The sequence below is a fragment of the Dyella sp. 333MFSha genome, assembly GCF_900102405.1.
Lineage (GTDB): Bacteria > Pseudomonadota > Gammaproteobacteria > Xanthomonadales > Rhodanobacteraceae > Luteibacter > Luteibacter mycovicinus.
In genome coordinates, this window is the sequence record NZ_FNBR01000004.1 from 2,501 (window position 1) to 17,608 (window position 15,108).

The following is a 15,108-nucleotide window of genomic DNA, read 5'->3' on the forward strand; positions in this document are numbered from 1 at the left end:
CTGTGCGCCCTCCACGACGTGCCCTTTATCGTGAATGACGACGTCCCGCTCGCCCTGGCCACCGGCGGCGGGGTGCATCTGGGCCGCGAGGATGTGTCGATCGCCGAAGCCCGCGCGGAACTGGGCCCGGACGCCATCATCGGTGTCTCCTGTTACGGATCCCTCGAGCGGGCGAAGCAACTGGCGGGAGAGGGGGCGGACTACCTGGCTTTCGGCGCCATGTACCCGTCGACCACCAAGCCGCATGCCCCGGTCGCCCCGCACGACCTTTTGACGCAGGTCGCCCTCCTGGGCCTGCCGGTCGTGGCGATTGGCGGGATCACCCCCGACAATGGACGGGTCCTTATCGAAGCGGGTGCCGACTACCTTGCCGTGGTCTCCGCCGTTTTCGCCGCGCCCGATATCCAGGCCGCGACGCGCCGCTTCGCCGATCTTTTCGACTCACGTCCCGGAATCATTCAATGACCAGCAACCAGGAACTCTTCGCCCGCGCCCGCAAACTGCTGCCCGGCGGCGTCAATTCGCCCGTGCGCGCCTTCCGGTCAGTCGGGGGCGAGCCGTTCTTCACCGCCCGGGCTGACGGTCCCTTCCTCTGGGACGTCGAGGGCAAGCGCTACATCGATTACGTCGGCTCCTGGGGTCCCATGGTCGTCGGCCACAACCATCCGGCCGTGCGCGAGGCCGTCGAGCGCGCCGTGAAGAACGGCCTGTCGTTCGGCACGCCCTGCCCCGCCGAGGTCACGATGGCCGAGACCATCGTCGGCCTGGTGCCGTCGATCGACATGGTGCGCATGGTCAACTCGGGTACGGAAGCCACGATGTCCGCGATCCGCCTGGCGCGTGGTGCGACTGGCCGCTCGAAGATCGTCAAGTTCGAAGGCTGCTACCACGGCCACGGCGACAGCTTTCTGGTGAAGGCCGGTTCGGGCGCGCTGACCTTCGGCGTGCCGACCTCGCCGGGCGTGCCCAAGGCGTCGGCCGACCTTACGCTCACCCTCCCCTATAACGACATCGATGCCGCCCGCCTGCTCTTTACACAGGAAGGCAAGGAAATCGCCGCCCTAATCATCGAGCCGGTCGCCGGCAACATGAATTGCATTCCGCCGAAGGAAGGCTACCTTCAGGCCTTGCGCGACCTGTGCACCGAGCATGGCGTGCTGCTGATTTTCGACGAAGTCATGACCGGCTTTCGCGTGGCTCTCGGCGGCGCGCAGGCGCACTACGGCATCACGCCGGACCTGACCTGCTTCGGCAAGATCATCGGGGGCGGCATGCCGGTCGGTGCCTATGGTGGCCGCCGCGACCTGATGGAGCAGATCGCTCCTGCAGGCCCGATCTATCAGGCGGGCACCTTGTCGGGTAATCCGGTGGCGATGGCTGCCGGCCTGGCGATGCTTGAACTGATCCAGGCGCCGGGCTTCCATGACGATCTGGCGGCGCGCACCGTGAAGCTGACCGACGGCATCCTGGGCGCGGCGAAACGTGCCGGTGTGCCTTTCAGCGTCAATCGCGTGGGTGGGATGTTCGGGTTGTTCTTTACGGACGAAACCGTCGAGAGCTATGCGCAGGCGACCAAGGCGGATGTCGACGCATTCAACCGCTTCTTCCACGGGATGCTGGAGCGTGGGGTGTATCTGGCGCCGTCGGCGTTCGAGGCGGGGTTTGTGTCCAGCGCGCACGATGATGATGTCATCGCGGGGACGGTGGCGGTGGCAGGTGAGGTGTTTGCTTCGCTGTGATGTTTGCGGAGCAACGCATGAAGAGGCCGTGTCTGGCGTTAAATGCGGGGCACGCCTTCACTCGTTTTTTGCCGGGGTGAGGGTTCGCCAGCGGGCTGGCTCCTGCCGGAGCAGAGCATCGTCGATCCGGGCGGCAAGGCCGGCCGGATCGACAGGATCGCTCACGCGACCTGTGCTTCCTTGGTGAAGGCGTGCAGTGCCGCGCTGAGGCGTTCGAGGCCTTCCGCGGTTTCTTCGTCGGTGATGGTCAACGGCGGGACGATGCGCAGCACATCCGGGCCGGCTTGCAGAATCAGCAAACCATGCGCGGCGGCAAGGTCGAGGATTTCACCCGCCCGGCCCTTATAGGCATCACCGAGCACCGCACCGATCATCAGGCCACGCCCACGGACTTCCGAGAAGAGGTGCAGGTCGTGGTTGAGCTTGTTGAGTCCGGCGCGGATGTCGTTGGCCTGGCGTTCGACGTTGAGCAGCACGGCGGGCGACGAGATCTTCTTCAGCGCGACGCGGGCCACCGCGGCGGCCATCGGATTGCCGCCGAACGTGGTGCCATGCGCACCGAACTGCATGATGTCGGCGACCTTGGGGCCGACCAGCATCGCACCGATCGGGAAGCCCGCGCCCAGCGCCTTGGCCAGCGTGACGATGTCGGGCGTGACATGGTCGTGCGCGTGGGCGAACAGCGTGCCCGTCCGACCCATGCCGGACTGGATTTCATCCAGCACCAGCAAGGCGTCGTGCTTGTCGCAGAGCTCGCGTACGGCCTTGAGGAAACCGGGTTCGGCCGGCATGACACCGCCCTCGCCCTGAATCGGCTCCAGCATCACCGCCGACACGCCACCCTGCGCAAACGCTTCTTCCAGTGCGGGCACGTCGTTGAAGGCCACATAGCGGAAACCACCGGGCAACGGCTCGTAACCTTCCTGGTATTTCGGCTGCGCCGTAGCCGTCACCGACGCGAGCGTGCGCCCGTGAAACGAGCCCTTGAAGGTGATGATGACGCGCTCTTCCGGCGGGCGGCCCTTCGACGTGGCCCACTTGCGCACCAGCTTGATGGCGGCCTCGTTGGCCTCCGTACCGGAGTTGCAGAGAAAGACCCGCTCGGCGAACGGGGCGTGCTCGATCAGTTCTTCGGCCAGGCGCAGCGGCGGCTCGGTCCAGAAGACATTGCTGGCGTGCCAGAGCTTGCCGGCCTGCGTAGTCAGCGCGGCGACGAGGTCCGGGTCCTGATGACCCAGCGCATTGACGGCGATGCCCGCACCGAAATCGAGGTAATCGCGGCCTTCGGTATCCCAGACGCGGGAGCCCTTGCCATGGTCGAGGACGACGTCGCGTGGACGATAAACGGACAGCCAGTAGCGCTTGCCGAGGCCGATGAGATCGGAGGAATCGACAGGATGCGAGGACATGGAACGAACTCCCGGGCCCGGCCGCAGCGCCGGAACCCTTACAGATACGGATGGAATCGCACGGTACGCTCTGCGGTCCGACATCGAACCCGCATCGTATGATCGGCTGTACCGCGCGTGCAACGACTCTGTGACACGGCGCTTCAGCAGCTGAACGGCCACGCGCCGCAGCTCGATGGGAAAGTCCTTGCGAATCAAAGCACCTGCCACGTGGCACGGCGTTTGCTGCCTGTGGGACAAGGCCCTGTGAAGCCCGCGATGTTCGTTCGCCCGACGACCCTGCCAAGCCGAGCGACGAATGGGAACTCCCGGTCCCCCAGAGGACCGGGAGTTTTCTTCACTCCGCTGACGGATCAACGCAGCTGGTCGAGCGCCAGCTGGTGCTTCTTGCACAGGCGATAGACGGTGACGCGGGAGACACGCAGACGGCGTGCGCATTCGCTGATGTTGAACGCGCTGGCACGCAGACAATCGACGATCGCCTCGCGCTCGGCCGAGGTCCGGGCGCTGCCGAGGCTGTCCCGGTCGCCGCCGGGCGCGTCCGGCGTCAGCTCGAGATCCTCGGGCGTAATGAGGGCGTCGTCGGCGATGACGGCGGCGCGCTGCACGCGGTTCATCAGCTCACGGACATTGCCCGGCCACGGGAAGCCGTTCATCGCCTTGCGCGCGGCGGTACTGAAGGCGCGTGCGCGCGTGCCATAGGTTTCGCGGAACGCGTCGAGGAAATGCTGGGCGAGCAGCTCGATATCGCCGGCGCGCTCCCGCAGGGGCGGCATTCGCAGCCGGAGCACGTTGAGCCGGTAGAACAGGTCCTCGCGGAAACGGCCCTGGGCGACGGCCTTTTCCAGGTCCACATGAGTGGCGGCCAGCACACGGACGTCGACATGCACGGACTGACAGCTGCCGACGCGATCGATCGTTCCTTCCTGAAGCACACGCAGCAGATTGGTCTGGGCATCCAGCGGAAGGTCGCCGATCTCATCGAGAAATACGGTGCCGCCGTCCGCCGCCTCGAAATGGCCGATACGCCGTGCCGTCGCGCCGGTGAAGGCACCGCGCTCGTGCCCGAACAATTCCGACTGGACCAGGTTGGCCGGCAGCGCACCGCAATTGATCGCGGCGAACGGCTTTCCGTGACGGCCGGAGAGTTGATGCAGGGCGCGGGCGGCCATTTCCTTGCCGGTGCCTGTCTCGCCCGTAATGAGGAGCGGGAGTTCGACCGGCGCGAATTTTCGAATGTTCTGTGACAGTGCGCGAATGGCCGGGCTGTCGCCGGTCATTACGGTGGGGCGCTCGTCCGGCGGATCGAGACCACCCTCATACGGCACCCTGAGCAGCGCCTGGCGCAGGGCGGCGAACGACGACGCACCGTCGATGAGTTCGAGCGCGCAGGGCAAGGCGAGCCGGACGGCAGGGTCGCTGGAGGGCGTGTGTGGACCGGTGAGCCCGATCCAGGGCATGCCGGGATGCGACCGCTGCAGTTCGCGCAGGAGTTTCAGGGCTTCAGGAGCCGCCGAACGCAGGTCGACCACGGCGACGGCCGTCTCGCCGCATTCGGGCAGGTCGCCGCCCACACGACCGGGATCGGCCACCAACGTACGCCATCCCGCCCGGATCAGACCAAAGTGTTCCTCGACGCTCGGCCTGCCCACCCAGACGACACAGCGACCCGTCATTTCCCCGCGCGACATGCCTGCTCCTCACACGATACGTGGCCTGCTGCCGGCTCTCGCGGATTCATGACCGGACCCGCCGCCGGCACCCCCTGCTGGCCGACAAGCCCCACATCGCCACTCGGTTGTCAGCCGGCGGCGACAGGGAGAGACGGTACCGCTGCCTGCCGGAAGCGGCCATACGCCAAACGGGCTAGCTCTCGTGACGCCGCGGAATAGCTGTCGCGGTAGCTACAGAAACAAATCGGGCAGCAGCGGTTCGCCGGGCACCACGGCGTAGCGGTCGAAGTCGGTGACACCCTGCTCGCGAAGGATGTCTTCATCGATGACGAAGTGCCCGGTGTAATCACGGGAAGGCTGCGTCAGGATGGCATGCGCCGCATCTGCCACGATCGCGGGCGTGCGGCAGTTCTGCGGGCGGACGCCATCGATCATGGCGATGGCCGCCGTGGCGATCACCGTCCGGGGCCACAAGGCATTGACGGCGATACCCATCGGCGCGAACTCGGGCGCCATACCCAGGACACAAAGGCTCATGCCGAACTTGGCGATCGTGTAGGCCACATGCGGCGCGTACCACGTCGGGTCGATGCTAGGCGGAGGCGACAGCATCAGCACGTGCGGATTCGCGGCTTCTTTCAGGTACGGCAGGCAGGCCTGCGTCACCAGGAACGTGCCGCGGGTGTTCACCTCGTGCATCAGGTCGAAGCGTTTCATCGGCGTGTCTTCGACACCCTTGAGCCAGATCGCGCTGGCGTTGTTCACCACGATGTCGATGCCGCCGAAGCGCTCGGCCGCCGTAGCCGCCGCCATGCGCACCTCGGCTTCCTCACGGATGTCCACTTTCAGCGGCAGCGCCACGCCACCTTCCGCTTCGATCTCGGCGGCTGCGCTGTGGATGGTACCCGGCAGCTTCGGATTGGCCACGCTGCTCTTGGCCGCGATGACGATGTTGGCGCCGTCACGGGCCGCGCGCTTCGCGATCGCCAGGCCAATACCGCGCGACGCGCCGGTGATGAACAGCGTCTTGCCCTTCAGCGATGTCATGGTGGTAACCCTTAGGCGCGCTGGAAGCGCGGGAGGATGTCACGCAATTCGGCCAGGCGTTGCAGCGGATCGTCGAGTTCGAGCATGTGCTGGCATTCGTTCGGATCCAGCGGCAACAGTTCGGAAAGGCGAAAACCGACCCAGCTCGCATCGTCGGCGCGCTCGGCCATGTCATGACGCCACGGCGGCATCATCTGATCGGCGAGTCGCTCCAGGATCGTCGCGAGCAAGCCGAATTCCGCCGGCAGTTCCATCTTCGGTTCGTCGACCCACGGGGCGATGTCCCCGCGCACCTGGCCATCCGAACGCACGCGCGTGCGGGTGACGCGAAAGCGCTGACCGCCCTGTGCGACGATGCCGAGCAGGCCGTCCTCACTGGTATGAAAGTCGGTGATGGTGGCCAGCGTGCCGACGGCGGCGGGCACCGCGGGCTGTCCCGCCTCACGGCCCTCGAGAATCATGCAGACGCCGAACGCGCGACCGGTCCGCGAGCATTCGCGTACGAGGTCGATGTAGCGCGGTTCGAAGATGCGCAGCTGCAGGTGACCGCCCGGAAAGAGGACGTTCGACAGGGGAAACAACGGCAGATCGGGTGCGGGCGTGGTGGCAGCCATGCCCCTGAGTCTAACCTGCGTCCAGCGCGTTGAAGAAGCGCCGGGGCGCTCCTTCGAAACCACCGTTGGACATGAAGACGACCTGGTCGCCGTCCGCCGCTTCGGCCACCAGTGCGTCTATCAGGGCATCCACGGTGGAGGCGGTGGTTCCGCGGCCACCGAGTGCGCCGGTCACCTTGCCCGCGTCCCAGGCCAGCTCGGGACGATGCAGGAACACCACACGGTCCGCATCGGCGAGCGAAGGCGCCAGCGCATCGGCATGCGCGCCGAGACGCATCGAATTGGAGCGCGGTTCGAGTGCCACGACGATGCGACCCTTACCGACTTTGGCGCGAAGGCCGGCCAGCGTCGTGGCGATGGCGGTCGGGTGATGGGCGAAGTCGTCGTAAACGGTGACGCCCTTTGCCTGGCCGATCAGCTCCATCCGCCGCCGGGCACTGGCGAAATCGGCGAAGGCCGGCAGCAACGCCACGGGATCGGCACCGGCGGCGGTGGCTGCCGCCAGCGCGGCCAGCGCGTTCATCACGTTGTGACGCCCGAGCGAACCCCAGCGAATCTCGCCGAGCACGGTGTCACCACGGCGCACACGGAAGTGCGAACCGTCGGCGGCGATCAGCTCGGCACGCCAGTCGCCCGCGTCGATGCCGAAGGTCTCCACCGGCGTCCACGCACCCATGGCCAGCACCTCGGCCAGATACGGATCCTCGGCGTTGACGATCAGCCGGCCATTGCCGGGCACCGTCCGCACGAGATGGTGGAACTGGCGCTGGATGGCGGCCACGTCCGGGAAGATATCCGCGTGGTCGTATTCGAGGTTGTTGAGAATGGCGATGCGCGGGCGGTAATGGACGAACTTGGAGCGCTTGTCGAAGAACGCCGAGTCGTACTCGTCCGCTTCGATGACGAAGGGCTTACCGGTGCCACGCCGCGCGGACACGTCGAAGTTGCCCGGGACACCTCCGATCAGGAACCCGGGCGACTGCCCCGCGGCTTCGAGCAGATGCGCCAGCAAGCTGGTGGTCGTGGTCTTGCCGTGGGTGCCGGCGACAGCCAGCACCTCGCGTCCGCCCAGCAGCGTCTCGCCCAGCCATTGCGGGCCGGAGATATAACGCAGGCCCGCGTCGAGCATGTACTCGACGGCCGGGTTGCCGCGCGTCATCGCGTTGCCCACCACCACCAGATCGGGCGCGGGCTGCAGGTACGCCGCCTTGTACCCCTGCATCAGACCGATGCCGAGCTGCTCGAGCTGGGTGCTCATGGGCGGGTAGACGTTGGCGTCCGAACCCTCGACCGTCAGGCCGAGCTCACGCGCCAGCGCGGCGACTCCTCCCATGAAGGTGCCGCAGATACCGAGGATATGGACGCGCACGGGGGTCAGGCGCTGGCGGCCTTGACGCCACCGGGCAGCACATCCAGCACGCGCTGGGTGACCTCGTCGAGTTCGCCGACGCCGTCGACGACCTGCAGCTTGCCGCGCTGCTTGTAGAAGTCGGCTACCGGAGCGGTCTGGTCGGCATAGATGCCGAGACGCTTCTTGACCGTGTCCGGGTTGTCGTCGGGACGGCCTTCCTTCTCGAAACGGACTTCGCAGCGACCGATGATGGCCGCGTCGGGCACCTCGAGCTTGACCACCACGTCCAGCGGCTGGCCGATACGGGCCAGCACGGTGTCCAGCGCGTCGGCCTGGGCCAGATTGCGAGGGTAGCCGTCGAGGATGAAGCCCGGCCCGGCGTCCGGCTCGCCCAGACGGTGCTCGATGATGCCGAGCATGATGTCGTCGGGCAGCAGCTGACCGGCGTCCATCAGGCCCTTGGCCTTGAGGCCGAGCTCGGTGCCTGCCTTAATCTCACCGCGCAGAAGATCGCCGGTGGAGATGTGCGGCACGCCGAGGCGCTCCTTGAGGCGGGTGGCCTGAGTACCTTTACCGGAGCCGGGGGCGCCGAATAGCACGAGTCGCATTGATGCTCCGTTCGTCGGACATGCGGGGTAACCCCGCCGCCGGACACAAGAAAATGGGTCTCAAGGTAACGGGCGGGGCGCCACGCCGTCAAACAGGCGACATGTCGCAGGTGTAGGGCGGTTTGACGTGGGTCGCGTTACCCTGCCTGCTCCGCTCCCGCAGAAGGACCCGAAGCATGGCCGCCGGCAAAATCCTCTACGCCCAGTCGGGCGGCGTCTCCGCCGTCATCAACGCCACCGCCGCCGGCGTCATCGAGACCGCCCGGGACAAGGGCATCCCCGTCTATGCCGCGCGCAACGGGATCCTCGGCGCACTGCGCGAGGAGCTGATCGACACGACCAGGGAAGCCAAGGCGAACATCGCCGCGCTGAAGCACACCCCGGGCGGCGCCTTCGGCTCCTGCCGCTACAAACTCAAGTCGCTCGAAGAGAACCGCGCCGAATACGAGCGCCTGATCGAGGTCTTCAAGGCGCACGACATCCGTACCTTCCTTTACAACGGCGGCAACGACTCGGCGGACACGGCCAACAAGGTCTCCAGGATCGGCCAGGCACTCGGCTACGAGGTCAACTGCATCGGCGTGCCGAAAACCATCGACAACGACCTGGTGGTGACCGACACCTGCCCGGGCTTCGGCTCCGTGGCCAAGTACACCGCCATCGCCGTCCGCGAAGCGAGCCTGGACGTCGCCTCCATGGCCGACACCTCGACCAAGGTGTTCATCATCGAGGTCATGGGCCGCCACGCGGGCTGGATCGCCGCGGCCGCCGGGCTGGCGGGCTCGGGACCCAACGATGCACCGCACGTCATCCTGTTCCCGGAGAACGTGTTCGACCCCGAGGCCTTCCTGGCCAGGGTGCAGGCCACGGTCGAGAAGGTCGGCTACTGCACCGTCGTGGTATCCGAGGGGGTGAAGAACAAGGAGGGCACGTTCCTGGCCGAGTCCGGCGCGCGCGATGCGTTCGGCCATGCGCAGCTCGGCGGTGCGGCACCGGTGCTGGCGGCTCTCGTTCGCGAGAAGCTGGGCTACAAGTATCACTGGGCGTTGCCCGACTACCTGCAGCGCTCGGCACGGCATGTCGCATCCAAGACGGACGTCGATCAGGCGTACGCGGTGGGCAAGAAGGCGGTGGAGTACGCCGCCGAGGGGCTCAACGCGATCATGCCGGTGATCGTGCGTGTGTCCGATGAGCCGTATAAGTGGAAGATCGAAGCGGCACCGCTGGACAAGATCGCCAATCACGAGAAGAAGATGCCGAAGAACTTCATGTCGAAGGATGGCTTTGGAATCACCGCGGCGGCGCGACGGTATCTGGCGCCGCTGATCGTGGGCGAGGTGCCCCCGCCCTATGGCGACGATGGGCTGCCGATGTATGTGACGCTGAAGAATGCTTCGGTGCCGAAGAAGCTGAGGAAGTTCAAGCCTGGGTGACGTGTCGCGTCGGGCCGGCGGCGCGCGGGGCGCGCCGGCGGTCGTCGCGGTGTGGGTCGCGCGCAGGCGCGCTCCTACAAGATCACCGTGCACATGTAGGAGCGCGCCTGCGCGCGATGCTCCGACCGCGGGCATGCAGGTCACCGCGGGCATGTGGGTCACCGTGCACATGTAGGAGCGCGCCTGCGCGCGATGCTCGGACATCAGCCCAACACCCCCCGCATCAACCCCAGATCCCGCACGAACTCCGCATACCCCGCCTCTCTCGCCTCGGCATCCGGCAAGCGCAGCAGATACGACGGGTGCACCGTGGCCATCGCCTTCCGTCCATCGGGCAGGTCGATCCACTCGCCACGTTGCGCCATCAGGCGGAACGACGAACCGAACACCGCCTGAGCCGCCATGGCGCCTAGGCAGACCAGGGCCTCGGGCTGGACACGATCAATCTCGGCCGCGAGCCAGGGCCGGCACGCGGCCTGCTCCTCCGCGTTGGCGCGCTTGTGCAGCCGCACCTTCCCGCGCGGCTCGAACTTGAAGTGCTTCACCGTATTGGTGACATACAGCAGGTCGCGCTCGATCCCCGCCTCTTCCAGCGCGCGGTCGAACAGTTTGCCGGCTGGCCCGACGAACGGCTTTCCGGCCAGATCTTCCTGATCGCCCGGCTGCTCGCCGATCACCACCACCTTCGCGTGCACCGGGCCTTCGCCGAAGACCGTCTGCGTCGCAGGCTTCCACAGGTCGCAGGCGCGGCATTCACGGGCCTGCGCGCGCAACGCCGTGATACTGCCTTCGGGCGCCGCCGCGACCGCTTTCTGAAGCGGCGTGATTTTCTTCTTCGGAATCGTCGGCTGTTTGTCGACCATCGCCTGCATCCTCGGTAACGCGTCGCGGACCAGGCCCGGAATGAGCTTCGCTTCCGGCAGGTTCTTCCAGTACTTCACCGGCATCTCGCGACGCATCGCATCCACTTTCAAGCGGGCCGGATTGAAGATGCTCGCGTAGTACGTACGCCAGAGATCTTCGAGCGCATCGTCGGTGGGTGCATCCGCCCTGCTCGCACCCGGCCCGAACGACAGCGTCTCGCCATTCCAGTGCGCCGTGCGTGACGGCGTCAGCAGGGACCAGTGCATGCCGGTGAAGCGGCGCACGAAAAATGGCGCGACGCGTTTGACGATGTCGTACGACGGCTCGAACCAGGCGACGTAGACCGTGTCCTCCCCATGCCGGACTTCACGAAAGCGCACGAACGCCTTCATCTTGTGCATGTCGCGGCTGACCTGCTTGACGCAGGTGTGCGCCCAGGCGACATCGTCGTCGGTAGCGATGCGCAGCAAGGCTTTCTCACCGTGCGCCAGCCGCCACAGCATGCGGTAGAGCGTCGCGTGGCGACGCCTGTCGGTATGCGCCAGCACGGCGCTGGCGACATTCAGAAAGTCGCGGGGGACGGCGGGAACGCTGGTGCGCACAGGCGGAGGAATCGCGTTGTCGCCGGCGAACAACCCGCCGGTGCCGCCGCCCTCCCAGTCCACTTCGGACGGTTCGATGTCGGCCAGTAACAGTGCCCGGGCCTTGCCACGCCACTCGTCGAAGTCCGACGGATCGTCCAGCGTAACGACGCGCATGATCAGCCGAAAAGATCCGGCTGCGAGGGCTCGCGCAGATCGCGGCGAAGCGCGACGCTCTCGTGATCCCCGCGCGGGCGGTGATCGACCGTCTCGACGAAGGGTGCCACTTTCTTCACCGGCACGCGCAGGCGAATGAGATCGTCGTAGCGGATACGCCGGTGCCCGCGCATCGCGATCATCTTGTCGACCGTCTTGACGCCAAGGCCAGGCACGCGCAGCAAGGTCTCGCGTGGCGCGCGGTTCACATCGACGGGGAACTGATCGCGGTGGCGAAGCGCCCAGGCCAGCTTCGGATCGACGTCGAGCGACAGCATGCCGTCGTCGCCCGGCGGCGCGATCTCATCGGCGCCGAAGCCGTAGAAGCGCATCAGCCAGTCCGCCTGGTAGAGGCGATGCTCGCGTACCAGCGGCGGTGGCTTCAGCGGCAGGATCTTCGACGCGTCGGGGATCGGGCTGAAGGCCGAATAGTAGACGCGACGCAGCCGGTAATTCGTATACAGGTTGGTGCTGGCCGAGAGCACGTCGCGGTCGCTGGCATCGTCGGCACCGACGATCATCTGCGTGCTCTGACCGGCAGGCGCGAAGCGAGGCGCCTTCTTCTCCGCCTTGGCTTCGTCGATGGACAGGCGCAGGCGACCCATCGCGCTGCGGATGTCACCCAGGTGTTTCTCCGGCGCCAGCGACTTCAAGCCGCCTTCGGTCGGCATCTCGACGTTGATGCTCAGGCGATCCGCCCAGCGACCGGCGGCGTCGATGAGTTCAGGTGACGCGTCGGGAATGGTCTTGAGGTGGATGTAGCCGCCGAACTTGTGCTCGGTGCGCAGCGTACGTGCCACGCGGACCAGCTGCTCCATCGTGTAGTCGGGCGACTGGATGATGCCTGACGAGAGAAACAGGCCTTCGATGTAATTGCGCCGGTAGAACTCGAGGGTGAGATTGACCACTTCCTCGGCCGTGAAGCGCGCTCGGGGCACATTGCTGCTGCGCCGGTTGACGCAGTACACGCAGTCGTAGACGCAGAAATTGGTGAGCAGGATCTTCAGCAGCGATATACAGCGGCCGTCCGGCGCGTACGCATGACAGATGCCCATACCTTCGGTCGAGCCGATGCCCCCGCTTTTCAGCGAGTTGCGGCCTTTGCCACCGCTGGATGAGCAGGACGCGTCGTACTTCGCGGCGTCGGCGAGGATGGCGAGTTTGTCGGAAAGCTTCATGGGGGAAGTGATGGTGCCAAAACCGGGCCGGGCCTGCGTGAAGGCCGCCGATCGAGCGATTACCCCGCCAGCGACCCGCCCGTTATCATCCCTGCTTTAAACACCGGCACCCACCATGGACCTCATCATCCGTCACGCCACGCTTCCCGACGGCCGCAAGGACGTCGACATCGGCATCGAGGGCGGACGATTCGCAGCGATCCAGCCGGCGCTTCCGGCAAAAGGCGTCGAAGAGATCGACGCGCAGGGCCGTCTGGTCAGCCCGCCGTTCGTCGACGCGCATTTCCACATGGATGCGACGCTGTCGCTGGGCCTGCCGCGCCTCAACGCCTCCGGCACCCTGCTCGAAGGCATCGCACTGTGGGGCGAACTCAAGCCCGACCTCACGCAGCAGGCGCTGGTCGACCGCGCCATGGCCTACTGCGACATGGCGGTGGCCCAGGGCCTGCTCGCCATCCGCAGCCACGTCGATATCTGTGACGACCGCCTGCTGGCGACCGAGGCCCTGCTGGAGGTGAAGCGCCGCGTCGCGCCCTACCTGCATCTCGAACTGGTCGCTTTCCCACAGGACGGGGTGCTCCGTTCACCGACCGCGAAGGCCAACCTGGTCCGCGCCCTCGACATGGGTGTGGACGTGGTCGGCGGCATTCCGCACTTCGAACGCACGATGGCCGACGGCGCGGCATCCGTCCGCTGGCTGTGCGAACTCGCCGCCGAGCGTGGCCTGCGGGTGGATATGCATTGCGACGAATCCGACGACCCGCTGTCACGGCATATCGAGACGCTTGCGGCGGAAACGGTGCGCACGGGCCTGCAGGATCGCGTCACCGGATCGCATCTCACCTCGATGCATTCGATGGACAACTACTACGTGTCCAAGCTGGTGCCGCTGATCGCCGAGGCGGGCGTGCATGCCATCGCCAATCCGCTCATCAACATCACCCTGCAGGGCCGGCACGACACCTACCCGAAGCGTCGCGGCATGACGCGCGTCCCCGAGTTGCTCGATGCGGGCGTCAATGTCGCGTTCGGCCACGACTGCGTGATGGATCCCTGGTACGGCATGGGCTCCGGCGACATGCTGGAAGTGGCACACATGGGCCTGCATGTGGCGCAGATGACCTCGACACGGGGCGTCGCACATTGCTTCGACGCGGTGACGGTCAACGCTGCGCGCGTCCTCGGGCTGGAAGGCTACGGGATTCAGCCGGGCCACCGTGCGGACTTCGTTTTACTGCAGGCGGGGGACGCCTTCGAGGCCATCCGGCTGAAAGCGGCCCGTCTTCTGGTCGTTCGGGGCGGAAAAATCCTTGCCCGCGCACCTGAACGGCATTCGTCGCTCTTCCTGACGGAACGCCCGTCAAATCTGACACTTGAGTTCCGGCCGGGATCGATTTCCTGAACCGACCGGTTCAATAGCTGTCGCGACAGTGAACGCTTTCGTGAACCTTTCAAAATGTAAGACTTTGCGTTCAGCTTTCCCTTCATAGCATCCGAATCGTCGATCGGCCGTAGCAAGTTACGGCGAGACGATCGTCCAGGAGACAGGCTATGAAAATGATGCTTCGTACCGCTTTTGCCGCGCTCGCCATGGTCGCCACGACCGCTGCGTTCGCCGACGACCACCGCGATCACGATCGTCATGGTGACTACCGTGGGCACGATCGCGGCCATGACCGTGGCGACTGGCATCATGACAACGGCTGGCACGGTCACCGTCCGCCGCCCCCGCCGCCGCCGCGCTACTACGGCGGGTATCACCACGGGCCGGATCACTACTACCGTCCGCCCCCGCCGCGGTACTACGGCCACTGGGAGCGCGGGCACCGCTACGCCGGTCGCAACGTCGTCGTGTACGACTACGGCAGCTACCGCCTGCGCCCGCCGCCGCGAGGCTACCACTGGGTCCGCGAGAACAACGATTTTCTGCTCGTCGCTGTGGCGACCGGCATCATCCTCGACATCGCTACGCGCTAAAGCACGCTTACCGGAGACTCGCTCATGAAGATGCTTACCAGAATAGTGTTCTGCATCGCCGCGGCTGGCGCGATCGCTCCGGCTTTCGCCTTTGCACCGGCACCGCAGGACTGGCACCACGACGATCACGACAATCGCAACGATCACCGCGACGACCACCGCGACGACCATCGCGACCATCGGGACGACCGCCACGACGATCGTCATGCCGACTGGCACCCGCGCCCGGGCGGCCACTGGGAGCGCGGTCACCGCTATGACGGTCGTGTGGTCGTCGTGAACGATTATCGCGAACGTCACCTGCGTGAGCCGCCACGTGGCTATCACTGGGTGCGCGCCGATAACAACGATCTGCTGCTGGTCGCCATCACGACGGGTGTGATCGCGGAGATTCTGTCGCAGTAAAGGGTGCACGCGT

The 15,108-nt window shown here is 66.1% G+C and carries 14 protein-coding genes (1 of these 14 running past the window's edge); 6 read left to right on the top strand and 8 right to left on the bottom strand.

The window, feature by feature from the left end; translation table 11 throughout:
* On the top strand, positions 1-465 hold the 3' portion of the coding sequence (gene thiE, locus BLT40_RS15085; RefSeq protein ID WP_090354605.1) for a thiamine phosphate synthase. The gene continues 183 nt to the left of window position 1, outside the view; 465 of the gene's 648 nt are visible here — the last part of the coding sequence; its start codon lies off the left edge, out of view; its stop codon occupies positions 463-465.
* A complete protein-coding gene (gene hemL, locus BLT40_RS15090) occupies positions 462-1,739 on the top strand; it encodes a glutamate-1-semialdehyde 2,1-aminomutase (protein WP_079520557.1) in 1,278 nt (425 codons plus the stop codon). The genes thiE and hemL overlap by 4 nt, the downstream gene beginning before the upstream one ends.
* 161 nt (positions 1,740-1,900) lie before the next feature.
* On the opposite strand, the gene BLT40_RS15095 is transcribed toward hemL, so the two are convergent.
* From BLT40_RS15095 to BLT40_RS15120, 6 genes are all read right to left on the bottom strand, one after another.
* On the bottom strand, positions 1,901-3,148 hold the full coding sequence (locus BLT40_RS15095; RefSeq protein WP_079520558.1) for an acetylornithine/succinylornithine family transaminase: 1,248 nt from the start codon (positions 3,146-3,148) through the stop codon (positions 1,901-1,903).
* Positions 3,149-3,501: 353 nt separating this feature from the next.
* Positions 3,502-4,839, bottom strand: a complete 1,338-nt coding sequence (locus BLT40_RS15100; RefSeq protein WP_090354608.1) for a sigma-54 interaction domain-containing protein — start codon at positions 4,837-4,839, stop codon at positions 3,502-3,504.
* 213 nt (positions 4,840-5,052) lie between these two features.
* Complete coding sequence (locus tag BLT40_RS15105; RefSeq protein WP_090354611.1) at positions 5,053-5,868, bottom strand: SDR family oxidoreductase; 816 nt, start codon at positions 5,866-5,868, stop codon at positions 5,053-5,055.
* 11 nt (positions 5,869-5,879) lie between these two features.
* Complete coding sequence (locus tag BLT40_RS15110; RefSeq protein WP_090354613.1) at positions 5,880-6,482, bottom strand: LON peptidase substrate-binding domain-containing protein; 603 nt, start codon at positions 6,480-6,482, stop codon at positions 5,880-5,882.
* A 10-nt stretch (positions 6,483-6,492) separates the two neighbouring features.
* Positions 6,493-7,851 (bottom strand): UDP-N-acetylmuramate:L-alanyl-gamma-D-glutamyl-meso-diaminopimelate ligase, encoded by a 1,359-nt coding sequence (mpl, locus tag BLT40_RS15115; RefSeq protein ID WP_090354616.1) that lies wholly within the window; start codon positions 7,849-7,851, stop codon positions 6,493-6,495.
* A 5-nt stretch (positions 7,852-7,856) separates the two neighbouring features.
* Positions 7,857-8,441: an adenylate kinase gene (locus BLT40_RS15120; protein ID WP_079520563.1), complete on the bottom strand. Its 585-nt coding sequence runs from the start codon at positions 8,439-8,441 to the stop codon at positions 7,857-7,859.
* 176 nt (positions 8,442-8,617) lie between these two features.
* Here BLT40_RS15120 and BLT40_RS15125 point away from each other — a divergent pair, with 176 nt between their 5' ends.
* Complete coding sequence (locus tag BLT40_RS15125; RefSeq protein WP_090354619.1) at positions 8,618-9,874, top strand: 6-phosphofructokinase; 1,257 nt, start codon at positions 8,618-8,620, stop codon at positions 9,872-9,874.
* 203 nt (positions 9,875-10,077) lie between these two features.
* On the opposite strand, the gene BLT40_RS15130 is transcribed toward BLT40_RS15125, so the two are convergent.
* Together BLT40_RS15130 and BLT40_RS15135 are read right to left on the bottom strand one after the other, a co-directional pair.
* Positions 10,078-11,496: a UdgX family uracil-DNA binding protein gene (locus BLT40_RS15130; RefSeq protein ID WP_090354622.1), complete on the bottom strand. Its 1,419-nt coding sequence runs from the start codon at positions 11,494-11,496 to the stop codon at positions 10,078-10,080.
* Between the two features lie 2 nt (positions 11,497-11,498).
* Positions 11,499-12,713: a putative DNA modification/repair radical SAM protein gene (locus tag BLT40_RS15135; RefSeq protein ID WP_036116172.1), complete on the bottom strand. Its 1,215-nt coding sequence runs from the start codon at positions 12,711-12,713 to the stop codon at positions 11,499-11,501.
* A gap of 115 nt (positions 12,714-12,828) precedes the next feature.
* Here BLT40_RS15135 and BLT40_RS15140 point away from each other — a divergent pair, with 115 nt between their 5' ends.
* The 3 genes from BLT40_RS15140 (at position 12,829) to BLT40_RS15150 (ending at position 15,095) form a co-directional block, all read left to right on the top strand.
* Positions 12,829-14,115, top strand: a complete 1,287-nt coding sequence (locus BLT40_RS15140; protein WP_090354625.1) for an amidohydrolase family protein — start codon at positions 12,829-12,831, stop codon at positions 14,113-14,115.
* A 149-nt stretch (positions 14,116-14,264) separates the two neighbouring features.
* Positions 14,265-14,690, top strand: a complete 426-nt coding sequence (locus tag BLT40_RS15145; protein WP_079520567.1) for an RcnB family protein — start codon at positions 14,265-14,267, stop codon at positions 14,688-14,690.
* Between the two features lie 24 nt (positions 14,691-14,714).
* The gene (locus tag BLT40_RS15150) at positions 14,715-15,095 is read left to right on the top strand and encodes an RcnB family protein (RefSeq protein ID WP_090354628.1); all 381 of its coding nucleotides are present in this window, start codon (positions 14,715-14,717) and stop codon (positions 15,093-15,095) included.
* The last annotated feature ends 13 nt before the right edge of the window (positions 15,096-15,108 follow it).